This window comes from Janthinobacterium glycogeni, from assembly GCF_051380725.1.
In the GTDB taxonomy this organism is placed as follows: domain Bacteria; phylum Pseudomonadota; class Gammaproteobacteria; order Burkholderiales; family Burkholderiaceae_D; genus Janthinobacterium.
In genome coordinates, this window is sequence record NZ_JBNYXP010000003.1 from 107,530 (window position 1) to 131,492 (window position 23,963).

General features: G+C 64.6%; 24 protein-coding genes and 2 pseudogenes. 13 read left to right on the forward strand and 13 right to left on the reverse strand.

The window, feature by feature from the left end; all coding sequences use genetic code 11:
- The first annotated feature begins 31 nt into the window (after positions 1 to 31).
- Positions 32 to 1,084 (forward strand): ABC transporter substrate-binding protein, encoded by a 1,053-nt coding sequence (locus tag ACQ4W4_RS08765; RefSeq protein ID WP_211549908.1) that lies wholly within the window; start codon positions 32 to 34, stop codon positions 1,082 to 1,084.
- A gap of 19 nt (positions 1,085 to 1,103) precedes the next feature.
- Here the strand turns inward: ACQ4W4_RS08765 and ACQ4W4_RS08770 are convergent, their stop codons facing one another.
- Complete coding sequence (locus ACQ4W4_RS08770; protein ID WP_256608825.1) at positions 1,104 to 1,229, reverse strand: hypothetical protein; 126 nt, start codon at positions 1,227 to 1,229, stop codon at positions 1,104 to 1,106.
- Between the two features lie 161 nt (positions 1,230 to 1,390).
- On the opposite strand from ACQ4W4_RS08770, the gene ACQ4W4_RS08775 reads away from it, so the two are divergent.
- Both ACQ4W4_RS08775 and ACQ4W4_RS08780 read left to right on the forward strand, forming a co-directional pair.
- The gene (locus tag ACQ4W4_RS08775; protein ID WP_436541637.1) at positions 1,391 to 4,084 is read left to right on the forward strand and encodes a polysaccharide deacetylase family protein; all 2,694 of its coding nucleotides are present in this window, start codon (positions 1,391 to 1,393) and stop codon (positions 4,082 to 4,084) included.
- 2 nt (positions 4,085 to 4,086) lie between these two features.
- Positions 4,087 to 4,461, forward strand: coding sequence for an immunity 22 family protein (locus ACQ4W4_RS08780; RefSeq protein WP_436541638.1), 375 nt, complete (start codon positions 4,087 to 4,089; stop codon positions 4,459 to 4,461).
- Here ACQ4W4_RS08780 and ACQ4W4_RS08785 read toward each other — a convergent pair.
- Positions 4,446 to 5,669: a response regulator gene (locus ACQ4W4_RS08785; protein ID WP_436541639.1), complete on the reverse strand. Its 1,224-nt coding sequence runs from the start codon at positions 5,667 to 5,669 to the stop codon at positions 4,446 to 4,448. The two genes, ACQ4W4_RS08780 and ACQ4W4_RS08785, sit on opposite strands and share 16 nt — an antisense overlap.
- 95 nt (positions 5,670 to 5,764) lie before the next feature.
- Here ACQ4W4_RS08785 and ACQ4W4_RS08790 point away from each other — a divergent pair, with 95 nt between their 5' ends.
- Together ACQ4W4_RS08790 and ACQ4W4_RS08795 are read left to right on the forward strand one after the other, a co-directional pair.
- Positions 5,765 to 7,834, forward strand: a complete 2,070-nt coding sequence (locus ACQ4W4_RS08790; protein WP_436541640.1) for a TonB-dependent receptor — start codon at positions 5,765 to 5,767, stop codon at positions 7,832 to 7,834.
- 17 nt (positions 7,835 to 7,851) lie between these two features.
- Complete coding sequence (locus ACQ4W4_RS08795) at positions 7,852 to 8,397, forward strand: RNA 2'-phosphotransferase (RefSeq protein ID WP_436541641.1); 546 nt, start codon at positions 7,852 to 7,854, stop codon at positions 8,395 to 8,397.
- On the opposite strand, the pseudogene ACQ4W4_RS08800 reads toward ACQ4W4_RS08795, so the two are convergent.
- The 8 genes and pseudogenes from ACQ4W4_RS08800 to ACQ4W4_RS08835 all read right to left on the reverse strand — a co-directional run bounded on the left by ACQ4W4_RS08800 (position 8,381) and on the right by ACQ4W4_RS08835 (position 15,861).
- Positions 8,381 to 9,370, reverse strand: a pseudogene (locus ACQ4W4_RS08800) (aldo/keto reductase). The gene ACQ4W4_RS08795 and the pseudogene ACQ4W4_RS08800 sit on opposite strands and share 17 nt — an antisense overlap.
- Positions 9,371 to 9,535: 165 nt before the next feature.
- A pseudogene (locus tag ACQ4W4_RS08805) lies at positions 9,536 to 10,218 on the reverse strand (aldo/keto reductase).
- Positions 10,219 to 10,328: 110 nt separating this feature from the next.
- Positions 10,329 to 11,447, reverse strand: a complete 1,119-nt coding sequence (locus ACQ4W4_RS08810) for a HupE/UreJ family protein (RefSeq protein ID WP_436541642.1) — start codon at positions 11,445 to 11,447, stop codon at positions 10,329 to 10,331.
- Complete coding sequence (locus ACQ4W4_RS08815) at positions 11,444 to 12,655, reverse strand: hypothetical protein (RefSeq protein ID WP_436541643.1); 1,212 nt, start codon at positions 12,653 to 12,655, stop codon at positions 11,444 to 11,446. Before ACQ4W4_RS08815 ends, ACQ4W4_RS08810 begins: the two co-directional genes overlap by 4 nt.
- A gap of 72 nt (positions 12,656 to 12,727) precedes the next feature.
- The gene (locus ACQ4W4_RS08820; RefSeq protein ID WP_436541644.1) at positions 12,728 to 12,976 is read right to left on the reverse strand and encodes a hypothetical protein; all 249 of its coding nucleotides are present in this window, start codon (positions 12,974 to 12,976) and stop codon (positions 12,728 to 12,730) included.
- Between the two features lie 18 nt (positions 12,977 to 12,994).
- Positions 12,995 to 14,506, reverse strand: a complete 1,512-nt coding sequence (locus ACQ4W4_RS08825) for a DUF4331 domain-containing protein (protein WP_436541645.1) — start codon at positions 14,504 to 14,506, stop codon at positions 12,995 to 12,997.
- 120 nt (positions 14,507 to 14,626) lie between these two features.
- Positions 14,627 to 15,274, reverse strand: a complete 648-nt coding sequence (locus tag ACQ4W4_RS08830; RefSeq protein WP_436541646.1) for an NrsF family protein — start codon at positions 15,272 to 15,274, stop codon at positions 14,627 to 14,629.
- Positions 15,271 to 15,861: a sigma-70 family RNA polymerase sigma factor gene (locus ACQ4W4_RS08835; RefSeq protein ID WP_436541647.1), complete on the reverse strand. Its 591-nt coding sequence runs from the start codon at positions 15,859 to 15,861 to the stop codon at positions 15,271 to 15,273. Before ACQ4W4_RS08835 ends, ACQ4W4_RS08830 begins: the two co-directional genes overlap by 4 nt.
- A gap of 130 nt (positions 15,862 to 15,991) precedes the next feature.
- Here ACQ4W4_RS08835 and ACQ4W4_RS08840 point away from each other — a divergent pair, with 130 nt between their 5' ends.
- The 4 genes from ACQ4W4_RS08840 to ACQ4W4_RS08855 all read left to right on the forward strand — a co-directional run bounded on the left by ACQ4W4_RS08840 (position 15,992) and on the right by ACQ4W4_RS08855 (position 18,646).
- Complete coding sequence (locus tag ACQ4W4_RS08840) at positions 15,992 to 16,798, forward strand: DUF1223 domain-containing protein (RefSeq protein WP_436541648.1); 807 nt, start codon at positions 15,992 to 15,994, stop codon at positions 16,796 to 16,798.
- Positions 16,798 to 17,394, forward strand: a complete 597-nt coding sequence (locus tag ACQ4W4_RS08845) for a cytochrome b/b6 domain-containing protein (protein ID WP_436541649.1) — start codon at positions 16,798 to 16,800, stop codon at positions 17,392 to 17,394. The genes ACQ4W4_RS08840 and ACQ4W4_RS08845 overlap by 1 nt, the downstream gene beginning before the upstream one ends.
- A gap of 50 nt (positions 17,395 to 17,444) precedes the next feature.
- Positions 17,445 to 18,176: a molybdopterin-dependent oxidoreductase gene (locus tag ACQ4W4_RS08850; protein WP_436542012.1), complete on the forward strand. Its 732-nt coding sequence runs from the start codon at positions 17,445 to 17,447 to the stop codon at positions 18,174 to 18,176.
- Positions 18,177 to 18,364: 188 nt separating this feature from the next.
- Positions 18,365 to 18,646 (forward strand): pentapeptide MXKDX repeat protein, encoded by a 282-nt coding sequence (locus ACQ4W4_RS08855; RefSeq protein WP_436541650.1) that lies wholly within the window; start codon positions 18,365 to 18,367, stop codon positions 18,644 to 18,646.
- A 104-nt stretch (positions 18,647 to 18,750) separates the two neighbouring features.
- On the opposite strand, the gene ACQ4W4_RS08860 is transcribed toward ACQ4W4_RS08855, so the two are convergent.
- On the reverse strand, positions 18,751 to 19,113 hold the full coding sequence (locus tag ACQ4W4_RS08860; protein WP_436541651.1) for a hypothetical protein: 363 nt from the start codon (positions 19,111 to 19,113) through the stop codon (positions 18,751 to 18,753).
- A gap of 231 nt (positions 19,114 to 19,344) precedes the next feature.
- On the opposite strand from ACQ4W4_RS08860, the gene ACQ4W4_RS08865 reads away from it, so the two are divergent.
- Genes ACQ4W4_RS08865 through ACQ4W4_RS08875 form a run of 3 tightly spaced genes read left to right on the forward strand, consistent with a single transcriptional unit; the run spans position 19,345 to position 21,647 of the window.
- Complete coding sequence (locus ACQ4W4_RS08865; RefSeq protein ID WP_436541652.1) at positions 19,345 to 20,565, forward strand: MFS transporter; 1,221 nt, start codon at positions 19,345 to 19,347, stop codon at positions 20,563 to 20,565.
- Between the two features lie 13 nt (positions 20,566 to 20,578).
- Positions 20,579 to 20,968 carry a DUF5071 domain-containing protein gene (locus tag ACQ4W4_RS08870; protein ID WP_436541653.1) on the forward strand — a complete coding sequence of 130 codons (390 nt, stop codon included), beginning with the start codon at positions 20,579 to 20,581 and terminating at the stop codon, positions 20,966 to 20,968.
- A gap of 1 nt (position 20,969) precedes the next feature.
- Complete coding sequence (locus ACQ4W4_RS08875) at positions 20,970 to 21,647, forward strand: CatA-like O-acetyltransferase (protein WP_436541654.1); 678 nt, start codon at positions 20,970 to 20,972, stop codon at positions 21,645 to 21,647.
- Here ACQ4W4_RS08875 and ACQ4W4_RS08880 read toward each other — a convergent pair.
- On the reverse strand, positions 21,644 to 22,402 hold the full coding sequence (locus ACQ4W4_RS08880; RefSeq protein ID WP_436541655.1) for an AraC family transcriptional regulator: 759 nt from the start codon (positions 22,400 to 22,402) through the stop codon (positions 21,644 to 21,646). The two genes, ACQ4W4_RS08875 and ACQ4W4_RS08880, sit on opposite strands and share 4 nt — an antisense overlap.
- Before the next feature lie 85 nt (positions 22,403 to 22,487).
- On the opposite strand from ACQ4W4_RS08880, the gene ACQ4W4_RS08885 reads away from it, so the two are divergent.
- Positions 22,488 to 23,252, forward strand: a complete 765-nt coding sequence (locus ACQ4W4_RS08885) for an alpha/beta fold hydrolase (RefSeq protein ID WP_436541656.1) — start codon at positions 22,488 to 22,490, stop codon at positions 23,250 to 23,252.
- A gap of 2 nt (positions 23,253 to 23,254) precedes the next feature.
- On the opposite strand, the gene ACQ4W4_RS08890 is transcribed toward ACQ4W4_RS08885, so the two are convergent.
- Positions 23,255 to 23,896 (reverse strand): LysE family translocator, encoded by a 642-nt coding sequence (locus ACQ4W4_RS08890; RefSeq protein WP_436541657.1) that lies wholly within the window; start codon positions 23,894 to 23,896, stop codon positions 23,255 to 23,257.
- Positions 23,897 to 23,963 lie beyond the last annotated feature (67 nt).

Here is a 23,963-nt window from a genome sequence, read left to right on the forward strand (position 1 = left end):
AGTGGCCATGCATGATGATGAGGAGAATGCGATGCGGCGACGCACGGTGATGGGTGGGCTGGCCTTGCTGCCCCTGGCGGGACAGGCGGTATCGGCGGCGAAGGCGGGGGCGCCGCCGGCGGCCTTGCGCATCGCCTCGACGGGTTTTGCGGAAAACGGCAAGGCGGAACTGGGCGGCATCGCTTACCGGGTGCAGCAGGAAGGCTGGCTGGCGCGCGAACTCAAGCAGCGGGGCGTGCGGCTGGAATGGCTGCCCGTCACGGGCGACACGGGCGCGACCATGAATGAAGCGTTCGCCAGCGGGCGCATCGACATGGCCGCGTATGGCGACTTGCCGTCCGTCATCCTCAATGCGGGCGGCGTGCGCACGCAGGTGATCGTGCCGGCGGGGCGGGGCACGGACCAGTTCCTGCTGGTGCCCACCAGTTCGCGCGCCACGTCATTGGCCGAACTGAAGGGCAAGCGCATCAGCGTGCACCGGGGCCGGCCATGGGAACTGGGCTTGCGCCAGCTGATCGCCGACCAGCGCATGTCGCCCACGGATTTCCGCCTGATTAATATGGACCTCAAGCCGGGCACGGCCGCGCTGGCCACGGGCGCCGTCGACGCCTTGTTCATGATCAATGGCTATCCGCTGGAAGACAAGGGCATCGGCCGCATCATCTGGTCCAGCAAGGGCTTGCCCGAGCGTAAAATGCGCGCGGAACTGTGGGCGCGGCGCGACTTTACGCAAGCCCATCCCGATATCGCGGAACTGGTGGCCACGGCCTGGCTGCGGGCCCAGCACTGGGCGGCGCTGGACGGCAACCGTGAAGCGATCATCAAGGATGGCACGCGCAACGGCACGCCCGACAGCGTGGTGCGGCGCAGCTATGACGATCCGGGCTTGCAGTGGAAGGAGCGCTGGTCGCCCTTGTACGACGACGCCGTGTACCGCCATTACCGCCGGGTGCTGGCGTTTGCGCAGGAACAAAAATTGATCCGCCTGCCGTTGACGGCGGAAGAATTGCTGGAACCGCGCTTCGTGGCGGCAGGCTTGAAAAAGCTGGGCTTGGCCAATTACTGGGAGCCGGCCAAGGTGTAGCGTCAGCGCGAGGCGTGGTTCAGTGCGGCAGGCACACGCGCCCGGCCACAACGTTGTCCGTGCCATCGCCCGCATGCGCGCGTAGTTGCAGCAGCATCAGGGCCACGCCCAGCATCAGCGCGGCTGCGCAGAGTTTCTTGTGCATCGTCTTTTCCGTTTTCACTATCTATGAAGGTGTTCAGCGATATTATTGCCCAAATTCAGCGTGCGGGCTGAGCTTGTGCCTAGCGTGCTTTACAATTATGCATCGGGCGCATCCGCGCCATCTGAATTCTATGCATAGTATGTGAAGGGAATGACAAGCCTGTGACTTCCAAGCCGATCAAGATCGCCGCCACCGTCGTCGTGGCACTCGCCGCTGGGGCCGGCATTTATAGCTACACCCGTCCCGCCGCCACCGCCACGCCGGGCGCACCCGCCTCGGGCAGCCCGGCCGCCGCGACCCAATCGACCGTCGATACGGCCGCCGTGGCCGCCCAGTTCCGCGACTTGCTGGGCAATTTCCGCAAGATTATCGTGCTGCTGGCCGACGAGCAAAGCCTGCCGGAAGGCGCGCGCGATGAAGCCCGCAAGGTGGGGCAGGCCCTGTTCCATGAAAACCAGGAACGCATCGCCAGGCTCGATGCGGCGCTCGACCAGCTGACGGCGCCGACCAATCCGGGCCGCTTCGAAGCGCTCGACAGCCTGCTCACGTATATCGAATCCGATCCCGGCCTGTACGACGCGGACCGCCTGGCTTTCCGCGAACTGCTGCAAAGCATGCTGGCCGACGTGGCCAAGGATACCTCCCTGCCGGCGATCAAGCTGCACAAACGTATTTCCGAGGACCTCGACGCGCTGGGCGAGATCGAGCGTAATTACGAGAAGGAAATCCGGCAAATCTTCGGCAACCTGGGCCAGCGTTCCATTGAACTCAAGCGGGAACGCTGGGACGATTACGTGGCACAGCTGAAAAAACTCTACAGCCGCGAACAGATTCTGAAGGAAAACGGCATCGTCGTGCCGTATGCGGTACCCCCGGCCGGTTCTGTCCCGGAAGCCAAGCCGGCGCCAAAAAAAGATGAAGCGGAAATCTTCGGCCTCGGCTTGCCGAAGAAAACCATCGTGCTGACCTTCGACGATGGCCCGCACCGCCGCTACACGGAAGAAATCAGCGCCATTTTGAAACAGTATGGCGTGCCGGCCGTGTTCTTCAACGTGGGCCGCAACCTCGGATCGCTCGACGCGGAAGGCCACGCCAAGCTGGGCGCGGGCGCGGAAGTGAGCCGCAAGCTGATGAAAGAAGGCTATGCCGTGGGCAACCACAGTTTCAGCCACGCACAATTGTCGAAACAGACGGGCGACAAGCTGAAAGGCGAGATCCTCGGCACCGATACGCTGTTGAAGGCCATCAGCCCCGACCGCGCCGCGCTGTTCCGCTTTCCATATGGCGCGCGCAACAGCGAAGGCATGGCCGCGCTGGCCGACGCGCATTTGAAATCCGTGATGTGGAATATCGATTCGCTGGACTGGGCCGACCCCGTGCCCAGTTCCATCACGAACCGGGTGCTGGCGTCCGTCGACAAGGCGGGGCGCGGCATCGTCCTGTTCCACGACATCCATGAACGCACGGTGAAAGCCTTGCCGGCCGTGCTCGACAAGCTGATCGCCGAAGGTTATCAATTCGCGGGCTGGGATGGCACGAGCTTCCAGGTAGCCAAAAGCACGGCGCCCGCGCCGGAAAAAGTGCCCGTCACCACCGGTTACGCCAATTCCTGGGCCGTCGTGATCGGCATCGACGATTATGCGAAATGGCCGAAACTGCAATATGCGGTGCGCGACGCGCAAGGCATCCGCGAAACCCTGATCGAGAAATTCGCGTTTGCGCCCGAGCGCGTCGTGACCCTGAAAAATGGCGAAGCGACGCGCAACAATATCCTGGCCGCCTTCCACGACAAGCTGGCGCATGGCGGCGTGCAAAAGAATGACCGCATCTTCGTCTTCTTCGCCGGCCACGGCGCCACGCGCAAGCTCAGCTCCGGGCGCGACCTCGGCTACATCGTGCCCGTCGATTCCGACCCGGCGCAGTTTGCCACGGATGCGATCCCGATGACGGAAATCCAGAATATCGCGGAGTCCTTGACGGCCAAGCATGCGTTCTTCGTCATGGATGCCTGCTACAGCGGCCTGGGCCTGACGCGCGGCGCCGGTTCCAGCTCGTTCTTGCGCGACAACGCCAAACGCATCGGCCGGCAAATGCTGACGGCCGGCGGCGGCGACCAGCTGGTAGCCGACGGCGGGCCTAACGGCCATTCCGTGTTCACGTGGACCCTGCTGCAGGGCCTGGCGGGCAAGGGCGACCTGAACGGCGATGGCTTGATCACGGCCACGGAACTGGCGGCCTATGTGGCGCCCGCCGTGTCCAGCGTATCGAACCAGACGCCCGCGTTCGGCAGCTTGCCCGGCTCGGAAGGGGGCGATTTCGTCTTCGAATTGCCGGGCGAGACGGAATTCCTCAGCCCGAACACGACGCAGCTGTCGACGGAAGCCATTGCCCTGAACAGCAAGCTCGACGCCAAGCCGGCGACGGCCAGCGTGACGGTGAAGGATTTGCAGGGCGGCGAACAGAAGATTGTCACGCCGGGCGCCGTGCCGACGTCCACGCGCCAGTTGGCGCAGCGGGCCAACGACCGGGGCTTGCAGCTGTACAAGGAGAAACAGTATGCGGCGGCGGAAGCGCAATTTACGGAAGCGCTGAAATTGCGTCCCGACTTCGCGCTGGCGGCCAACAACCTGGGCTTTGTCTTCTACAAGCAGGAAAAATACCGCGAAGCGGCCCGCTGGTTTGAAAACACGGTCAAGATGGACCCGTCGCGCGCCATCGCCTATTTGAACTTGGGCGACGCCTATGCCAAGGCCGGCGATGCCGCCAAGGCGAAAGCGGCCTATAAAACCTATCTGGAACTGGCGCCGACGGCTTCGACGGCGCCGGCCGTGCGGCAAAAGATGGAGAAGCTGTAAACGTGTGCGACAGCGTGCCCACGGTCCACGTGTTTGTCTGCAGCGGCCGCTTTGCCAGCTGGGAAGCGCTGCAGGCTTACTTGTCTCCCGCGTACACGGAAGACGGCGATGCCGTGCCGTCGCCATTCTTCCTGGAAACGGGCCTCACGTGCTATGAGCCGGCCTGTTTCGAGAGCGCGCTGCTGGCCTCGCCCGCGCCGCTGGCAGAGTTGCTCGATGGCGTGTCGTATGCGGACAGCTGGCTGGCGCAGGCGTGCGTGGATGGGCAGCGCTTGCTGGCCGATACGGTCGTCTGCGTGTTTGCGCCGAATCAGCTGGCGCATCCGCAGCGCAGCTCGCTGCACCATGTGGGCAGCTACGCCTACGACGGTGGCTGAGCGCCATCCTCGCGTTTTTCATGTATGAGCTTGTTGACGCTGGCCAGCAGGCTGGTGCCTGACGTGGTGATGAAACGGGCGCCGGCCGCCTGCGCTTCCGTGCCGTAACTGGCGACCGTATCCTTGCTGCAATACACGACGATGGGCAGGTCCGGCAAGGTCTGGCGCACTTCGCGCACCGTGCGCACACCCGCATCCTTGACCCGGCGGCCGTTTTCCACCCTGGCCATGTCCGTGATGAATAGCGCGTAATGCTTCTGTTGCAGCATGGCCAGCGCCTGCCGCGTCGACACGGCCTGGTCTACCTTGATGTTTTCCCGTTCCAGTTGCTCGACCAGCAAGGTATTGTTGCGAGGATGGTCGTCCAGCCACAGCACCAGGCTGGCAGGCTTTTGCGCCGTCGGCACGCCGGCCAGGGCCGCGACGGCGGCGCCGCCATCGGGCGGGTGGGCCAGCAGCAGTTGCGTGACGGCTTCCTGCATGTCGTCGAGCGACTTTTGCTGCAGGCGGCTCAGTTCCGTCACTTCGATTTCCTTGCCGCTCTCCAGCCGCACGGACTCATTCTTGACGAGGCTGTCAGCCCGCTTGATCATGATCGACAGGTAAATGCGCGTGAGCAAATAGCCGATCAAAAAGCCGTGCACGGAAAAGAACAGCATGATGCCGCCCACTACCGCCATCGCGGTGGCCGTATCGGCAGCCAGGCTGGGCGCGATGAAGGCGGCCATGCTGCGCGCGCTGCCGGGCAGGCTTTTGAGCTCGATCAAGCCCACGCCGACGATGATCTTCGTCAGCCAGTCCGACACTTCCACCAGATTCGAGTTGATTTCCATGGGCGTGGGCGTGCCCAGGAACAGGGTATTGCTGGGGGTGCCGGCCGCCGCTTCGGCGCCTGCCGGCGGCGCCTCGTCGCTAGGACGGCTCTTGCCATTGGTCCGCTCGTCGGGCGGCGCCATGTTGACCGTGCCCGAAGGCAGGGTGCGCGGGATGCCGAACAAAAAACCCAGCAGCATGCCGCTGACGCAAAAGCCCAGGCTCCACAGCAGGGCCGGCACGGCGTGGTAGTAGGGCGGCAGCAGGGCGCCCGCCAGCACGGCCAGCAAGCCCGCCAGCAGGATGAACAGCAGGATGTAGGGCAGCACGTCGCGCTTGCGCACGGCCGCCGTGGCGGTTTTTGTCGCCTTGCCGCTGCTGTCGCTCAGGTCCACGGTCGCTCCTTGAAAAAGGCTGAATCCAGGCAGCCAGCCTGCCGCGTATATATCCCGTAGGAGCCTGTACTGACATCATAAAAAGGGGAGACGCGATGCGATTGATAAAGCGCAAACAGCTGGCAGCTTGTGCCTTGTTGCTGCTCGCCGGCGCCGGCAAGGCGGCTGCGCCGGAGGCCGCATCGAACATGGAATCGTCGCGCACCGTGCGCGTGACGGGCCATTACGACAACGCCGTCGGCACGTCGGACGCGGCCAGCCAGGGCGTCATCACCAATGAGCTGATCGTCAACCGGCCCGCCTTGCGCACGGGGGAGTTGCTGGAATTCGTGCCGGGGCTGATCGTCACCCAGCACAGCGGCGACGGCAAGGCCAACCAGTATTTCCTGCGCGGCTTTAACCTCGACCACGGCACGGATTTTGCCACCTATGTCGACGGCATGCCCGTCAACATGCGCACGCATGCGCATGGCCAGGGCTATTCCGACCTCAATTTCCTCATTCCCGAACTGGTGCAGCGCATCGATTACAAGAAGGGGCCGTATTTCGCGGGCGAAGGCGATTTTTCCTCGGCAGGCAGCGCCCGCATCCGCCTGGCGGACGAATTGCCGCAAGGCCAGGCCAGCGTGTCCGTGGGCCAGCACGGCTATGTGCGCGGCGTCGTCGCCGATTCGGTCGCTGTCGGGGCTGGCACCTTGCTGTACGGCCTGGAAGTGCACCGCAACAACGGCCCCTGGGACGTGCCCGAGCGCGTGCGCAAGGTCAGCGGCGTGCTGCGCTACCGCCAGGGCACGCAAGACGACGGCTTCAGCGTGACGGCCATGGCGTACAGGAACAGCTGGAACGCCACCGACCAGGTGCCGCTGCGCGCCGTGGAGTCCGGCAAGATCGGTCGTTTCGGCTCGCTGGCGCCCGGCGACGGTGGCGATACCTCGCGCACCAGTCTGTCGTACGCGATGCGCCAGCGCACGGAAAACCGGCTGTTCGAACTGGACGCCTACCTGATCCGCTCGCAGCTGGAACTGAACAGCGATTTCACCTACTTCCTCGCCAATCCGGCCACCGGCGACCAGTTCCAGCAGAGCGAGCGGCGCACGGTGGCGGGCGTGAATGCCAGCGAAAGCTGGACCACGGCGCTGTTCGGTCTTCCCTTGCGCAACAAGCTCGGTGTGCAGGCCCGTTATGACCGCCTGTCGCCCGTGGGCCTGTACAGCACGGTGGACAGAGTGCGGCAAAGCACGGTGCGCGAAGACAAGGTGCGCGAAGCCAGCATCGGCCTGTACGGCGAAAACACGGCCCAGTGGCTGCCGTGGCTGCGTTCCGTGGCGGGCGTGCGCTACGACGCCTACCGTTTCAATGTGGCCAGCAGCATAGCCGGCAACAGCGGCGCGGCAAGCGGCCACGTAGTGTCGCCCAAGCTGTCATTGATCCTCGGTCCATGGAGCAAGACGGAATTCTTCGTGAACTATGGCAAGGGTTTTCATAGCAATGATGCACGGGGCACGACGCAGACGCGCTTGTCCGATGGCACGCCTTCCGCGCCCGTCACGCCCCTGGTGCCGACGAAAGGCATGGAACTGGGCGCGCGCACGGAATGGCTGCCGGGCTTGCAAAGCTCGCTGGCCCTGTGGCGGCTCGACGTGGCGTCGGAACTGCTGTTCGTCGGTGACGCGGGCGAAACGGAAGCGAGCCGCGCCAGCCGCCGCCACGGCATCGAGTGGAACAACCATTATGTTGCCGCCCCGTGGCTGCTGTTCGACCTGGACCTGGCCGCCTCGCGCTCGCGCTACACGCAAAACGATCCGGCCGGCAACCATATCCCCGGCGCCATCGACAAGGTGGCGTCGTTCGGCGTGACGGTGACGGACCGGGGCCCGTGGTCGGGTGCGTTCCAGTTGCGCTATTTCGGCCCCCGTCCCTTGATCGAGGACAATAGCGTGCGCTCCGCCTCGACCACCCTCGCGTATGCGCGCCTGGCGTATCAGCTCAACCGCAAGACGCGGCTGTCGCTCGACGTGTTCAACCTGTTCAACAAGCGCGCCAGCGACATCGATTATTACTATGCGTCGCGCCTGCCCGGCGAGGCGGCGGACGGGGTGAATGACCGGCATTTCCATCCGGTCGAACCGCGTTCCGTACGCCTGACCTTGTCATATGCGTTCTGATAACGGTAGACTGGGGCATGACAGATCATTTAGTACATACCAGTAAATTCCTCTCCCTCATATTACGCCACGCCCCCGAAAAAATCGGACTCGCGCTCGATAGCAACGGCTGGGCCGACATCGGCCAGCTGCTGGCGCAATCGGCCCGGCATGGGCGCCGCCTTTCCCGTGAACAATTGGATGACGTGGTGGCGCGCGACAGCAAGACGCGCTATGCGATCAGCGATGACGGCTTGCGCATCCGCGCCAACCAGGGGCATTCCCTGGCCGCCGTCGATATCGCCTTGCCGCCCGCCACGCCGCCCGCCGTGCTGTACCACGGCACGGCCAGCCGCTTTGTCGAGGCGATCCGTACCGGCGGCCTGCTGCCGGGATCGCGCAACCACGTGCACTTGTCGGCCAGCCGTGAAACGGCCATGGCCGTGGGGGCGCGCCATGGCAAGCCGGTCGTGCTGACGGTCGATGCGGCCGCCATGCAGGCGCAGGGTCACGCGTTTTACGTGTCGGCCAATGGCGTGTGGCTGGTCGATACCGTGCCGGCGGGGTTTATCGGCTTTCCCTGAGGCCAGGCCGGACTGCGGCTTCCACGCCGGAGTAGGCCAGCACGGCATCGGGCAGCCTTGCCCCTTGCACCCGGATGGCGGCCACGGCCTGGTTCAATTCCTTCACTTCCGCTGGCGTCAAACGCACGCTGGCCGCGCCGATGTTGTCGAGCATGTGCGCCAGCTGCGTGGTGCCGGGAATGGGCACGATCCACGGCCGCTGCGCCAGCAGCCAGGCCAGGGCGATCTGGGCCGGTGTCGCGTTCTTGCGCGTAGCCCAGCTGTTGAGCAGGGTCACGAGCGCCAGGTTATGCGGCAGGTTTTCCGGTGAGAAACGCGATTCGATCCGGCGGATGTCGCCGTCGGCAAAGCGCGTTTTGGCGTCGATGGCGCCCGTCAAAAAACCCACGCCCAGCGGACTCCACGGCACGAAGCCGATGCCCAGTTCCTCGCACAGGGCCAGCACGCCATCTTCCGGCCCGCGCCACAGCATCGAGTATTCGCTTTGCACCGCCGAAACGGGCAGGGCCGCATGGGCGCGCCGCAGGGTGTTCAAACCCATTTCCGACAAGCCCCAGTGCAAGATTTTTCCTTCGCGCATCAGCTCCTGCACGGCGCCGTCCACGTCCTCGATCGGCACTTGCGGGTCGACCCGGTGCTGGTACAGCAAGTCGATGCGGTCCGTGCGCAGGCGCTTGAGCATGCCTTCCACGACCAGCTTGATGTGCGCGGGGCGGCTGTTCAGGCCGGGGCGGCGCTGGCCCGTCTGCTGGTCGATATTTCAGCCGAACTTGGTGGCGATGACGACGTCCTTGCGAAACGGCGCCACGCCTTCGCCGTGGATGCGTTCCACCTCGTGCGGGCCGTAGGCTTCGGCCGCGTCAAACAGAGTGACGCCCCGTTCGTAGGCCGTGCGGATGATTTGATGCATTTCGGGACGGCTGGGAATCGTCGTCTGGTAGCTGCGGCTCATGTTCTGCACGCCCAGGCCGATGCTTGATACTTCCAGCTGGCCCAGCTTGCGGCGGCCCGCCAGCGTCGCGTGCGCCGTCTGGCCCTGCGCCGAGCTGATCAAGGGCGTGGCGGCAAGGGGGCCCGCCGCCAGCAGGAACCCGCGGCGGCCCGTGCTTGTATCTTTTGTTGGCATGTGTGTTTTCCCTTAAATATCAAGCTTGCGTTCAGCCATCCACTGGACGATGGCCGGGTCGCGGTGCGAAAAGAAGCTGCTGCTGCCCGTTTCCAGGGGGGCGATGGCGGCCATGTAAGGTTGTTGCGGCCCTCGGCGAACGGCGCCCACGCTTGCGGCTGCACGCCGTGCTCGAGCATGAAGGCCACGCTGTCGGCCTGCTGGTGGAAGGGATTGACTTCGATCTGGTTGACGGCGGGTGCGATGTCGTTGAAGGCGATGAGGTCCATCAGCCGGTCGGGCTGGAAGTTGCTGACGCCAATGGCGCGCAGTTTGCCGCTGCGGTACGCGTCCTGCATGGCGCGCCAGGAACCGTGCACGTCGCCAAACGGCTGGTGGATCAGGAACAAGTCCAGGTAATCGAGCCGCAAGCGTTGCAGCGACCGCTCGATGGCGTCGCGCGTGCGCTCGTAGCCTGTGTCCTGCACCCACAGCTTGCTGGTGATGAACAGTTCCTCGCGCGCCACGCCGCTGCGGGCAATGCCCTGGCCGACGGCCGCCTCGTTCAGGTAGGACGCGGCCGTGTCGGTCAGGCGGTAGCCAGAAGCGATGGCGTCGATGACGCTGCGCTCGCACTCGGCGGGATCGGGAATCTGGAAGACGCCGTAGCCGGCGAGGGGCATCGTTACGCCGTTGTTCAGGGTGACATGGTTCATGGCAAAGCTCCTTCGGTCATAGACAGGAGCTACTCTACGGTGTCATCTACTCTTTGATAAGCCGCTGGAATCGGCATGGTCTTATTAGCCGCGTTAATGAATGGCCCTGCTCATGCGCTGATCAGCTTGATATCGGCCACCCGCTCCACCAGCCACACGCACGCCACCAGGGCAATCGCCAGCGAACCGACGGTCAGCACTTGCCGGTACAGCCAGGTCTTGCGCAGCAGCCAGGCGAGGGGCAGGAAGGCGGCGACGATGGCCAGCTGGCCCAGCTCCACGCCCACGTTGAAGCCGAGCAGGCTGGCCAGCAGGGAACCCTGCGGCAAGCCCAGGTCGCGCAGCACGCTGGCAAAGCCGAAACCGTGGATCAGGCCAAAGGCGAAGGCGGCCACGGGACGCTTGCCGTGGAACAGGGGCAGCAGGTTGTTCAGCGCGGCCAAAATGACGGAAGCGGCGATGGCCGACTCCACCCAGCGCGACGGCAGCGAGACGAGCGACAGGCTGGCCAGGCTCAGGGTGATCGAATGGGCCAGCGTAAAGGCCGTGACGACCTGCAGCACGTCATAAAATGCCGCTTTCAATCCCTGCCGCTGGTCGCGCAAGCCCGGCAGCAGCACGGCCGGCAGCAGCAGCGACAACAAAAACAAGATATGGTCGTAGCCGATCCAGATATGCCAGACGCCGTGTTTCACGTAGGCGCCGAACTGCGCCAGGCGGTCGGGCGCGGCCAGGGACATCGTCTGGCGCGGGTTGTCCGGGTCGAAGATGGCCGTTTGCGTCGTGCCGCCGCTATCGATCTTGAGCAGCCCCTTGTGCTGCGGGTCGAGGTCGGCGAACAGCGTATAGCCGATAGTCACACTGGCAGGCGCAGTGCCGGGGCAAGTGGCCCGGAAGCGCAGCACGTTGTAGGCGCCGTCCGTGTGGCTGTCGACCAGCTGTTCGACGGCTTGCAAGGGGCAGACGCCCTGGTCGCTGGCCAGCTGCAGGCGCTGCAGCGCGTAGGCGGCAATCGCCGCATGGCGCGCGCGGATTTCATCCCAGGTCAGCGCGCCGTCGCCATTGCCATCGAGGCCGATGGCGAAATCGAGGTCGCGCAGCGCGATGTCCCATTGCCCTGCGATCTGCTGGCCGTGCACCGCCAGGCTCAGGTAGCTGTCGCTGGGCTTGTGGGCCTGCGCGGGGGCGAGCCAGGCCCACAGGAGCACGATGAACAGGCAGCGTTTCACAGCACACCTGCTTTCTTCGCGGTACTGATTTTCTGTCCACCCTGCGGCCCCAGCTGCCTGACGAGGCGCCGCAGGGCCGCGTCTTCCACGCCATGCGCCGCGATCCAGGCCAGCACCGGTTGCGCCGCCGCGTAGTTGCGGGCGGCCAGGGCCGCTTCCAGCACGATGCGCATGTCGGCCACTTCCTTCTGGATGGCCCAGTTCTGCTGCGCCAGGTGCATGGCGGCCGGCGCATCCTGCTGCAGGAACAGGGCGAAACGGGCCTGCTCGCGCTGGTGCACGGTGTCGCCGCGCTGCATGGCGGCGTTGAAGCGGGCCGCCAATTCCGCTTTCGCCGCCTGGAAGGCCGCTTGCCGGCCGGGCAGCGCCTGCAGGGCCAGCGCGTAGCGCAGCAGCAGGGCGTCGATGCGCTGCTGGTCCTTCAGTAAGTTGACGACTTCCTGCGGGCGCTGCCGCTCGAGCAGGAAATCCGCATAGGCGCCCAGCAGGTAGCTGTCGCGCGGCTGCCGCGCCAGCGAGGTCTTGTAGCGCGCCTCGGCCAGCGTGGTTTCCCCGCGCCGCGTGGCCATTTCCGCCAGCAGGGTGGCGGCCCAGCTTTCCAGCTCGGGCGCCGCGCCGGCGCTGCGCCGCAGGGTCAGGTCCAGCAAATGTTCGCTGCTGGCGGCGCGGCCCGTGACGCTGGCGATATTGGCAAGGCAGGTGACGGTGACCAGCTGCGTGGAAAGCGCCGACAGGCGCGCGCAGGCCGCTGTCGCCTGGGCGTAGTCGCCCTGCACGGTGAGCACGGTGGCGCGCGTCAGCCAGGCCTGGCCGTTTTGCGGCTGCTGCGCGATGACGGCATCGAGGTCTTGCAGGGCGGCGCCGAAATGGTGGGTGCTTTGCAGGATGGTGGCGCGCAGCAGACGCACGGGGACGGGCGGCGCCGCCTGCCGCCACCACGGCGCCAGCGCCGCCTGCGCATAGCCGAGGTAGCGCGGGTCCGTTTCGCTGCGCGCCAGGGCGATGTAGCGCTGGGCCAGGCCGGTGGCCAGCGCCAGGTCCTGCGGCGCGGCGTCGAGTTGCTGGCGCAGGCCGCGCAGGGCGAGCTGCGTGGCGTCGGCGCGGCGCGGCAACTGTTCGATGACGGCGCCGCCATCGTTCGGCGTGTAGGGCGCGCCCCAGGCCAGCAGGGGCAGGCAGGCGCACAGCAGGAAAAGCGGTGTTTTCATTGCGGATGCTTCCGTGTCGACGGTGGAAGGGCGCAGGCGCCGGGCATTCATGCCCCGGCGCCCGCGTGAGGCTTACAGCGGCACCGGTTCCGTGTCGTCCGGCGACGTGGCCACGATGGCGTCGATGTCGATGCCATCCTTGTCGTCGCCGGTGGTCGTGATGACGTCGCTGACGGCGGCATAGAAGGCGTCGGGCATGACCACGGGCGGCGGCGTGGTGCCGCCATTGCCGTTATCGCCGCCATGGCTGCTGCCGCCGCCACCGCAGCCGGCCAGCAGGGTCGTGAGCGCCAGGGCGCCGATTGCTTGGAGCTTTTTCATCGCATTCTCCTCGTTGGCTTACAGTTGCGGCGAACCGGCGATGGGGTTTTTCAGGTAGGGGAAGCCTGCCGTGAAGTAGGTTTCATCGAGGAAGGCGCCGTCCGTGAAGTGCAGGCCGCCGGCGGGTGCATCGGCCGGGGCGCAGCCGATGTTCAGCGTGCACAGCTTGCCCATGGCCACGCGCAGCACCACGTCGACCACGTCGTCGCCGGGGCGGCGGCCGTTCGGGAAGCCCGCGTTGTCGCCGTCGATCACGCCCAGGCGCTTTTGCGCGCCGACGGCCGTAGGAGCGATCGCGGTATTCAGGCGCAGCATTTCAGAGGCGACGACCGTCGCTGGCTGGTTGACACCCTTGATGCCCGTCAGGAAGGCGGCCACCAGGTCGTTGCGGGGGAAGTTGGTGGGCGCCTTGGCGCCTGCCGAGCCGAACAGCACTTCCACCAGGGCGGGCACGGTGGGATTTTTCACGTAATCGGCGAATTGCGCATCGCCCGACGGCTTGCTGGCGTTGAAGCGGTCCTTGTCCTTCAGGCCGATTACCACTTCATTCACCAGGGGCATGCCCAGGCGCGACACCTGCACCCACGCGCCGCCTTCCTTCGATGCGGGAATGGCGCTGCCCGGCGCGGGGTTGAGCAAGCGTCCCTGGCGCAGGCTGGCCGTGGTCCAGCCGCCGATGACGGGGTCGCTGCCGGCCGTCAGGCAAGCGGTCGGCACTTCCAGTTCGAGGGCCGTGACGTTCTTGCGCGCCAGGTCATCCTTGGCGGCCGATTCCGCATTCGCCGCGAACTCCGTGGCGGGCGCCTTGATGTTGATCAAGTCGAACGTTTCGCCCAGGTTCACCACGAAGGGGTCCTTACGCTGGCCGACGAACATGCGCGCCGGCGCGGCGCAGCCTGGGATGTTGACCGTGTAGACGTGCTGCGCGGCATACGCGGCATAGTTGGGAATGGCCTTGTTGCCGATATTGTCGACGGGCTTGTCGAACGTCGTGCCGCCGCCCGTGGCATTGGTCACGGCGCTGCGGGTTCCGCTGCGCCGGTCGCCCCGCACCACCGTCACGCTGTAGGTTTCGCGCACGTTCAGGCCAGCCGGGTTGACGGAATCGATGGCGCCGCCGTTGATGACGAGCGGAATCGAAATTTTCTTGCCGCCCACGGTGAACTGATCGTTCTTGATGGTGTTGGTGAAGCGGAACTGGAAGGTGAGGTCTTCCTTGCCGTCGCCATTGTTATCGATATGGATTTCGTACAGGGCGTTCGGGTCCATGGAGAAATAGTTCGGGCCGCCGTACGCGTCTTGCAGCGGCAGGTAGTCGGCCACCAGGGTCGTGTAGGCGCCGCGTCCCGCCTCGTAGCTGCGGAACATGTAGAAGTCGGTACCGTCGACTTTCGGATTTTGCGTGATGAACGGCGCTTCGCGGTGGCTGGAAGCGTGGGCGGCTGGCGCGACGGCCAAAGGTAAGGATACGGCGAGCAGGTTGCCCAGCAGTGCGGCGCCCAGTGCGGTTTTCGAGCGTGACAAAGACATTTCAATTCTCCCCAATTTTTGTTGGCGTTGACAGACAAGTCCAGGAAAATGCAGGCTGCCTGACTTATACGCACGGGGAGAGAAAGCGGATTCAGTTCTTTGACAAGGGCGTCCCAGGGCTTACCAGGCCAGCACCTTGGGGCCGATGGCGGCGCCGATGGCGGCCGGCACCAGCATGCCCAGCACGTACCAGAAACCGACGAAGCTGGCCGCCAGTTCCGGGCAGTGCAAGCAGTACACGAGGGCGGCCAGGGCCCCGGCGGCGAAGCCGGCGGCCGCGCCCGCCAGGCGCAGGCGGGTGGGTGCCAGCGTGCGCATCAGGCGCAGCACGGCGGCCAGCAGGGGCAGCGACAGCATGGCGATCAGCAGGGGGCAGCTGCGCCAGGTGGCGCCCCAGAACAGGTCGGCGCGCTGTTCGGGCGCGGCTTCCTGCAGGATGACGGCGCCCAGCGCCCACATCAGCAGCAGGGGCATGGCGAGCAGCAGGGGCAGGGCGCGCGTCGGCGCACCCGGCACGCACAGGCGGCGGCTGACATGCCAGGCAGCCAGGCAGACGCAGACGACAAAACCCACCTTGATCCAGAAGTCGGGCAGCAGGGCCAGCTGTTCCAGGTTGGGGCGCACGCCCAGCAGCATGGCCATCAGGGCCACGCTGGCCAGCAGGCCGGCGCCCAGGGTGCCGGCGGCGCGCCAGCCGGCGCCCGGGGGCGGCGCGGCGGCCACGTCGGGGCCGCTGGCCAGCATGGCGATCAAGTCATCGGTTTTCATGATGTGTGTCCTTCTATCCTCAAATTGGCGGCCAGCGCCTTCAAGCCGCGATGCACGGCCACCTTGACGCTGGCTTCCGAAATGCCCATGGCGGCCGCCGTGTCGCGCACGGACCAGCCATCGAGCTTGGTATGCACGATGGCGTCGCGCTGCTGCACCGGCAAGGTGGCCAGCAGCTTGCCCAGGTCGCGGCTGGCCTCGGCCGCCTCGGCATCGGCGCTGGAAAACAGTTCCTGCGCGCTATCTTCTTCGTCATACGGCAAATGCTGCGCCTCGCGCCGACCATGCCGGCGCAGCCAGTCGATCATTTTGTAGCGCGCGATCGCATGGATCCACGACGTCAGCGGCACGCCCGTGTCATACGTCAGCCGCTGGTTGTGGATGGCCAGCAGGCACTCCTGCACCAGGTCTTCCACCTCGTCCGGCCAGCGTTGCAGGCGGCGCCGCAGGAACGCGCGCAAATGGCTGCTGCTGGCTTGCAAGAAACTGCGGTACGCCGCCGCATCGCCTTCGAGCCCGCGCAGCATCAAGCCATGCAGCCGCAATTCCGTGCCATGCAGGTGCTCACTGACTGGTATTCGTTGCATGCGGGCCTTTGGTGACAGGCATTGAAAAAAATAAATATCACTAATTTTGCCGGCGACTGTAACCAATCCGGCCATCGCGGCGAATTGACAGGCAAGCACGTTTCTTCATTCACTATAACGGGTAGTCATCATGCATATCAAGCACCGCCTTGCCGCCAGCCTCGTTCCGCTCTGCCTGTGGGCCGCGACGGCGCCCGCGTACGCGCAACTGGCGTCCGGCCAGCGCTGCGAAGTCAAAAGCGGTGCGCAGACGGCGGCGCTGGTGGAACTGTACAGCAGCGAAGGCTGCTCCAGCTGCCCGCCCGCCGACCGGCGCCTGAACGCCTTGCGCAAGGAAGCGGGGGCGGCCAGCCTGGTCGTGCCGCTGGCCCTGCACGTCACGTACTGGGACCAGATCGGCTGGGCGGACCCGCTGGCGCAGGCGCAATTCGATGCGCGCCAGGCCGAGCTGCTGCGCCACCAGCCGCGCCATGTGGCTTACACGCCGCAGTTCTTCGTCGGCGGCACGGAATTGCGCGGCTGGGATACGCAACTGCCGTCCGCCATCCGCCGCATCAATGCGACCGCCGCGCCCGTTGCTATCCGCCTGTCCGCCGCGCCGGGGCCGGACGGAAAATTATTGCTGGAAGCCGATGCCAGCGCGCCGGACGCGCGGACGGACGGCCAGCTGTATGTGGCCATCAGCGAAAGCGGCATCGTCTCGACCGTGCTGCGCGGCGAAAACCGCGGCGCCACCCTGCGCCACGATGCTGCCGTGCGCCTGTGGCTGGGGCCGGTTGCGCTGGCGCAGGGCCGCGCCCGGCTGCGCCGCGCAGTCAACCTGCCGGCCAGCTGGCGTCCGGAGCAGCTGCAAGTGGTGGCCTTCGTGCAGCGGGCCGACAGCAGCGCCATCCTGCAAGCCGTCAGCACGGCATCCTGCGCGAAGGGAGCGATGTGATGAATGGACAAACGAGCGTGATCCATCCCGCCTGGCTGCGCCTGACGCACTGGCTCAATGCCGTGGCCGTCGTGGTGCTGGCCACCAGCGGCTGGCGCATCTATAACGCGGCGCCATTCTTCCCGTTCGAACTGCCGCGCGCGCTGACCCTGGGCGGCTGGCTGGGCGGCGCCCTGCAATGGCATTTCGCCGCCATGTGGCTGCTGGTGGGCAATGGCTTGCTGTATCTGGTCATCAATATCGTCTCGGGACGGCTGCGGCGCCAGTTCTTTCCCCTGTCGCCGCGAGCGCTGCTGGCCGATTTCATCGCCGCGCTGAAGGGCAAGCTGGCCCATGCGGACCCGCGCCGCTACAACATGGTGCAGCGCGCCGCCTATCTGTTCGTCATGCTCGACTGCATCGTGCTGGTGCTGTCCGGTCTGGTGCTGTGGAAATCCGTGCAGTTTCCCATCTTGCGTGAACTGCTGGGCGGCTACGAGAGCGCGCGCCGAGTCCACTTCATCGCCATGGCGCTGCTGACGGGCTTTGTCGGCGTGCACTTGCTGATGGTGGCGCTGGTGCCGCGCACTCTGGTCGCCATGCTGCGCGGCCGCTAAAGGAAACGATCATGAAAAAAACCATCATTGTGCAAGAGCAGGGCCAGGCCATGCTGGCGGACGCCTTGCGCCAGATCAAACAGCCGTCGCGGCGTTTGTTCCTGCAGCGCAGCCTGACCCTGGGCGGCCTGTCCTTGCTGACCGGCTGCAACGCCAGCGACCCGTCCAGCATCGAGACGGCGTTGACGGCCGTGTCGCGCTTCAACGACAAGGTACAGGGCTGGCTGTTCGACCCGACCAAACTGGCGCCGACTTACCCGGACTCCATGATCACGCGGCCGTTTCCCTTCAACGCGTATTACGGCGAAGATGAGGTGGAAGAAGTCGATGGCGACGCCTGGCGCCTGGAATTGAGCGGCTTGATCGCCGACAGAAAGCCGTGGAGCTTGCCGCAGCTGCGCGCCTTGCCGCAGGAAACGCAGATCACGCGCCACATCTGCGTGGAAGGCTGGAGCGCCATCGGCAAGTGGGGCGGCGTGCCGTTTTCCCATTTCCTCAAGCGCGTGGGTGCCGACACGACGGCCAGATACATCGGCTTCAAGTGCGCCGACGATTATTTCACGAGCATCGACATGGCCACGGCCCTGCATCCGCAAACCATCATGGCCCTCACGTACGATGGCCAGCCATTGCCGCCCAAATACGGCTACCCGATGAAATTGCGCATGCCGACCAAGCTGGGCTACAAGAACCCGAAGCACATCCAGGCTATTTTCGTCACGAATACCTACCCGGGAGGGTATTGGGAAAACCAGGGCTACAACTGGTTCGGCGGTTCCTAGGAAGGCCGGGGAGCTGGCCAGGGCGGCGTTGCATTGCCTTGTCGTACTAGTCGTACTGCCTGCGGCAATGCGCCTGGCCCTGACCACCTCCCGGCCGTCCTATTATTTATCAGCAAGCAGCACCCGTAGCACCGCAGTCGCTTTCACACCGGGCATTCGCCCAACCAACCTAGAGACAAGGATATATCATGAAAACCACGATCACCAGCTTCGCCGCCATCCTCGCTTCCGCCATCCTCATGTCGGGCGCCGCGTTCGCCCAGGATGCCATGAAGAAAGATCCGATGGCCAAGGACGCATCGGCCGATGCCATGCACAAGGACGCCATGCACAAGGATGCGATGGACAAGGACGGCATGAAAAAGCCGATGGCCAAGAAACACATGAAGAAGGACCACATGGCCAAGGATGGCATTGCAAAAGACGGCATGAAGAAGGATGAAATGAAAAAGGATGAGATGGGCAAGTAAGGCCGGCTACCTTGCGCCGCCGTGATGGGGCGCAAGGACTGTTAGACGTATGGGGAGTCGGGCCGATTCCGGTGCCGACACGTGGCTAACAGTGCTGTTATCGCTTAGGCGCTTTTACGACTGTGATGGAAATATAAATAAGCCAGGCCGATAGGTGCAATCAATGGTGCCAACATCAGGCAGGCAATCATGGTGACGATTTTTACAATCACCATCATGATGGCATTCACAAAAAAGACATTGTCGCCAACAATAAATTCAATAATGCTTTCATACACGAAGCGAGAATAGGGATAAAGGGGTACGCACACAAGCAGCCGCCATGGCATGCTGTTTTCGGGGTGTGTTTTGTTGGCCGTGGAACCGATCCAGAAAAACAGTACCGCCATTAAGGCGGCAAAGAAAAATTGGCGGATATAATACTTTTTGGACAGGCCGCCAAACGTTTTAACCAAAATTGTATTCATGTTTTTCATGCGAAAATTTAAATATAGATAATACATTGCTCATGTATTATTTCCAAGTGGAAACTTTTGAAAAAATGAATGTTTGTATGTTACTAACTGGCTGCTCTTCCTGTTGACTTGTCGCTAGCAGGAAGACGCTACGTTGGCGGTGTTTGATGGACTGACCCGGCAGCGTGCGGCTGGCGAGTTTGGTGTAAGCTGCTGGCCTCCTGATTTCCTGCATGCACTGTCATGACCGACCCCTCCGCCACCACGCTGTCCGCCGCCTCGTCCCCTGCCGACAAATCGATCCGCCGCCGCTCGCTGTTCGCCGCCTGCAGCGCGCATGCCGTGCATGACGGCTTGACGGATGTCATCTATGTGCTCCTGCCCATCTGGCAGGCGCAGTTTGCCATCAGCTATGCCATGGTGGGCCTGTTGCGCGGATCATACTCGGGCATGATGGCCGGTTTCCAGCTGCTGGCCAGCCGCATGGCGAAACGCTGGGGCCGCGAGCGCCTGCTCGTGGGCGGCACTGCGCTGGCCGGGGTCGCCTACCTGATCGCGGGGCAGGCGGGCGGCCTGGCCGTGCTGCTGATCGCCTTGCTGCTGGGTGGCCTGGGCGCCAGCACGCAGCATCCACTGGCCTCGTCCATCGTCACCGACACGCATGAGGCGGGCGGCGGCGTGAAGGAAGCGCTGTCGCACTACAACTTTGCGGGCGATATCGGCAAGACCCTGATCCCCGCCCTGGTGGGCTTGCTGTTGCTGGTGTGCAGCTGGCGAGCGAGCGTCTCCTTGCTGGGCTTGCTGGGCCTGGCGGCGGCCGGCTTGCTGTGGTGGCTGCTGCCGAAGCCGGAAGACATCCAGGCCAGCCAGAAGAAAGCGGTCAAGCCCATCATTGGCAGCGGCTCCAAGGCAAGCTTTCGCGCGCTGCTGGCGACGGGCACCCTGGACAGCGCCGTGCGCATGGGCTTTTTGACTTTCCTGCCATTCCTGCTGAAAAGCAAGGGCGCGGGCACGGCCGGCATCGGCGTGGCCTTATCTCTGCTGTTCGTGGGCGGCGCCTTCGGCAAGCTGCTGTGCGGCTATCTGGGCGCGCGCATCGGCATGATGAAGACCGTGTGGCTGACGGAATCGATGACGTCCTTGCTCATCGTCGCAGCCCTGTGGCTGCCGCTGGCCGGCATCATGGCCATGTTGCCCCTGCTGGGACTGGCGCTCAATGGCACTTCGTCCGTGCTGTACGGCGCGGTGCCGGAACTGGCCGAGCCCGGCAAGCGCGAGCACGCGTTTGCCCTGTTCTACACGGGCAGCATCGGCGGCGGCGCGCTGTCGCCCGTGCTGTTCGGCGCGCTGGGCGACCATACGAGCGTGCATACGGCCTTGCTGGTGCTGGCGGCAGTATTGCTGCTGACCTTGCCGCTGGCGTGGAAGGTGCAGCGGGGTCTGGCGCATGGCGGCGCAGCATGACAGGATACCTCGCATGAGTCTGCCATTGCCGCGCGATAAACACGATACGGGCAATGCGCAAGCCCTGACCGCCTTGCCATGGGAGGAAATCCGTCCCGCCATGCCGCAGATCCTCGAGTGGGTGCAGGATGCGAACTGGCCCGTGTCCGCCATCCTCCTGCCTTTTCTGGCCGGCATCGGCCCACGCCTGGCTCCGTATATCAAGACGGTGCTGGCCAGTGACGATGAACAGTGGAAATATGTTGTTTTGCTGGGCATCGTGCGCCATTCCCCCGGGCTTGCTGCCTCCGTGGACGGGGAATTGACCCGTTTCGCCCTGGCGCCAACGGCTGGCGAGCTGGAAGAAGGCGTGGCGGAGGTGGCCCGGGAAATTTTGGCGGGCAGCGCTGCCGGTGTGGCGTAACTTGCCCGCCAGCACCCCCATCGTCTACACTCGCCGCATGAAAAATTTTGAAAAGCGGCGCGACCGCTATGACTTGTTCCGGGCGTTTGACAATCCCCTCGTCAACATCAATTTCCAGCTCGACGTGCCGGACTTCCGGCCCTGGTGCAAGGAACGGAAAATTCCCGTGTTTCATTTTTTCCTGTTCTGCCTGCTCAATACGGTCAGGGACATCGATCAATTCATGTACCGCATCTACCAGGGCGAAGTGATCAGGATCGACGAGTTTCCCGCCTCGTACACCGTCATCAACGGCGACGACAACCTCAATTACACGCGTTTTACGATGACGGACCAGTTAGACCTGTTCATCGAACGCAGCCTGGCAGCCAAACGTATCGCCGAAGCGAGTTCTGCGCTGATCAATACGGGCGAGGGGGAGACCGAGCGCGAGCAGCGCAACAATATCTTTATCACCTGCCTGCCTTGGCTGGAACTGGCAGCCATCGAGCACCCGATCCACCGCCACCGCGACGCCGATATCCCGACCTTTACCTGGGGCAAATTCGGCCCCGCACAGCAGGACGGGCGCATGCGCATACCGTTTTCCGCCCAGGCCCACCATGGCTTTGTCGACGGCTATCATGTGCAGAAACTGGCGCAGGCGTTGTCGCAGCGCATCGCCGCCATCATCGACTAGGTTAAATAGTCGCTGGGCGTCTGGCCCAGCACGCGGCGGAAGGCGGCCGTGAAGGCGCTGGGACTGGCATAGCCGAGGTCGAGCGCCACGCGCGTGACGGCTTGCCCGTCGGCCATGCGGGTGATGGCGGCCAGCAGACACGCCTGCTGGCGCCACTGGGCAAAGCCGAGACCCGTCTGGGCGCGGAATTGCCGCGTAAAGGTGCGCCGGCTCATGCCCGCCTGCGCCGCCATCGCGTCCAGGTTGCTGTCCAGGCTCGGTTGCCGCAGCAAGTCCATGCACAGCCGCGCCAGCCGCGCTTCCTGCGGCAGGGGCGCGCTCAGGGGCAGGGGGCGGGCAGCGGCGATCTCGTCGAGCAGCAAGGCCATCAGCCGTCCGGCGCGCGATTGTTCCACGTACAGGGCTTCCACGGTCACCGCTTCGGCCAGCAACTGGCGCAGCAGCGGCGAGGCGTCCAGCACCTGGCAGTGGGACGGCAAGCCGGCCCCGGCGATGGCGGGAGGATCGATAAACACATTGTGCATGGTCACGGCGCCATGCATGCGCATGCCGTGGACGAGTCCGGCAGGTACCCAGCAAGCGCGTTGCGGCGGCACGAGCCAGTTGCCTTGCGGCGTGTGCACGCTGATGACCCCGCGCGCCGCATACGCGAATTGCCCGCGCACATGGCTGTGACTGGGAAATATCTCGCCGGGGGCATAGTCGCGCGCGGTGGCAATCAAGGAGCGCGGCACTTCCGTATAAAAATCATTCATGGCCCATACTCTACAGTATATGACCTGGCATCGAAGGCGGGCCGATTGATCTGCGCTTACCATCGACTCTTTTTCAGGAGAGCGTATGCACAATAGCTATCATCGCGTGGGCCATGGCCCGCACGCCGTCATCGTCCTGCACGGCTGGTTTGGCGACGCGCACGCGTTCGCGCCGATGGAAACGGCCCTCGATGGCAGCGCCTTCAGCTACGTCTTTATGGACAATCGCGGCTATGGCGGCATGCGCGGCGCGGCGGGTGCGTATTCGATCGACGAGGTCGCCCGCGACGCGCTGGCCCTGGCCGATGCGCTGGGCTTTGCCACGTTCAGCGTGGTCGGTCACTCCATGGGCGGCATGGCGCTGGAACGGCTGGCCTTGCTCGCGCCCTTGCGCCTGCGCAAACTGGTGGCCGTGGCGCCCGTGCCCAGCTGCGGCGTGGCGTTCGATGCGGCTGCCCGCGCGGCGTTTCTTGCCGCCGCCGACGACGTGGCGGCGCGGCGCGCCATCATCGACCGCAGCACGGGCGGGCGCCTGCCGGGCACCTGGCTGGACTGGAAGGCGCAATACTCGTGGGAAAGTGCGGATCAGGCCGCGTTTGCACGCTACTTCCTCGCGTGGAGCGGGACGGATTTCAGCGGCGAAGTGCGAGGAACGGCGTCGAACCTGCCCTTGCTGGCGCTGGTGGGGGAGCACGATCCCCGTTTTAATGCGGACTTGATGCGCCGCACGTATCTGGCGTGGTACCCGCAAGCCCGGCTGGAGGTGCTGGGCAATGCGGGACACTATCCGATGAATGAAACCCCGCTGGCCCTGGCGGCCAGCATCGAGGCGTTTCTATCGGCGCTGTGACCTTATGAGGCCTTGCTGCGCAGGCGCAGCAGGCTCAGGCCCAGCAAGACGAAGGCGCCGCCCGTAATGCGGTTGAACAGCCTGGCGCGGCCCGGCGTGGCCAGCTGGGTTTTCAGCAGGCGCGCCAGGTTGGCGTAGAACAAGTGCGCCAGCATGGCGCAGGCGACAAACGAGGTCGTCAGCACGGTGAACTGGATGGCCACCGGTTCGCCCGGCGTGATGAATTGCGGAAACAGCGCCGAGAAGAACAGGATGGCTTTCGGATTGGTCAGCGCGACCGTCAAGCCCTGGCGGAACAGTTTCCAGAATGAATTTGGATTCGCCGCGCCGGCCACCACGGGCGCATCGGCCACGACACTGGTCTTGCTGCGCCATTGCTTGATGCCCAAGAACACCAGATACAGGGCGCCAGCCAGTTTCAGCAGCATGAAGGCCGTGGCCGAGGTGGCCAGCACGACGCCCATGCCGGCCATGGCTACGCCGGAAATGATGAACAAGCCAAAACCATTGCCCATGCTGCTGATCATGGCGCGGCGCGGGCCGACGGCGATGGCATTCGAGATGGCCAGCAAGACGGCCGGGCCGGGAGAAAACGTGACGAGCAGGGCGACGCTGCAGAAAAGCAGCCAGTTCGAGAGATGCATGGGTGTTCCTGGGTGGGGCCGAAGCCGGATTGGCGGAGTCAAAACAACTGTATTGTACGAAGTTTTC

Coding starts and splice junctions, on each gene's coding strand:
- ACQ4W4_RS08870 (WP_436541653.1), top strand. CDS start 20,579: ATGAGTCTGCCATTGCCGCGCGATAAACACGATACGGGCAATGCGCAA.
- ACQ4W4_RS08770 (WP_256608825.1), bottom strand. CDS start 1,229: ATGCACAAGAAACTCTGCGCAGCCGCGCTGATGCTGGGCGTGGCCCTG.
- ACQ4W4_RS08845 (WP_436541649.1), top strand. CDS start 16,798: ATGAATGGACAAACGAGCGTGATCCATCCCGCCTGGCTGCGCCTGACG.
- ACQ4W4_RS08765 (WP_211549908.1), top strand. CDS start 32: ATGCGGCGACGCACGGTGATGGGTGGGCTGGCCTTGCTGCCCCTGGCG.
- ACQ4W4_RS08825 (WP_436541645.1), bottom strand. CDS start 14,506: ATGTCTTTGTCACGCTCGAAAACCGCACTGGGCGCCGCACTGCTGGGC.
- ACQ4W4_RS08830 (WP_436541646.1), bottom strand. CDS start 15,274: ATGAAAACCGATGACTTGATCGCCATGCTGGCCAGCGGCCCCGACGTG.
- ACQ4W4_RS08795 (WP_436541641.1), top strand. CDS start 7,852: ATGACAGATCATTTAGTACATACCAGTAAATTCCTCTCCCTCATATTA.
- ACQ4W4_RS08860 (WP_436541651.1), bottom strand. CDS start 19,113: ATGAATACAATTTTGGTTAAAACGTTTGGCGGCCTGTCCAAAAAGTAT.
- ACQ4W4_RS08835 (WP_436541647.1), bottom strand. CDS start 15,861: ATGCAACGAATACCAGTCAGTGAGCACCTGCATGGCACGGAATTGCGG.
- ACQ4W4_RS08865 (WP_436541652.1), top strand. CDS start 19,345: ATGACCGACCCCTCCGCCACCACGCTGTCCGCCGCCTCGTCCCCTGCC.
- ACQ4W4_RS08850 (WP_436542012.1), top strand. CDS start 17,445: ATGCTGGCGGACGCCTTGCGCCAGATCAAACAGCCGTCGCGGCGTTTG.
- ACQ4W4_RS08885 (WP_436541656.1), top strand. CDS start 22,488: ATGCACAATAGCTATCATCGCGTGGGCCATGGCCCGCACGCCGTCATC.
- ACQ4W4_RS08880 (WP_436541655.1), bottom strand. CDS start 22,402: ATGAATGATTTTTATACGGAAGTGCCGCGCTCCTTGATTGCCACCGCG.
- ACQ4W4_RS08890 (WP_436541657.1), bottom strand. CDS start 23,896: ATGCATCTCTCGAACTGGCTGCTTTTCTGCAGCGTCGCCCTGCTCGTC.
- ACQ4W4_RS08820 (WP_436541644.1), bottom strand. CDS start 12,976: ATGAAAAAGCTCCAAGCAATCGGCGCCCTGGCGCTCACGACCCTGCTG.
- ACQ4W4_RS08790 (WP_436541640.1), top strand. CDS start 5,765: ATGCGATTGATAAAGCGCAAACAGCTGGCAGCTTGTGCCTTGTTGCTG.
- ACQ4W4_RS08815 (WP_436541643.1), bottom strand. CDS start 12,655: ATGAAAACACCGCTTTTCCTGCTGTGCGCCTGCCTGCCCCTGCTGGCC.
- ACQ4W4_RS08855 (WP_436541650.1), top strand. CDS start 18,365: ATGAAAACCACGATCACCAGCTTCGCCGCCATCCTCGCTTCCGCCATC.
- ACQ4W4_RS08840 (WP_436541648.1), top strand. CDS start 15,992: ATGCATATCAAGCACCGCCTTGCCGCCAGCCTCGTTCCGCTCTGCCTG.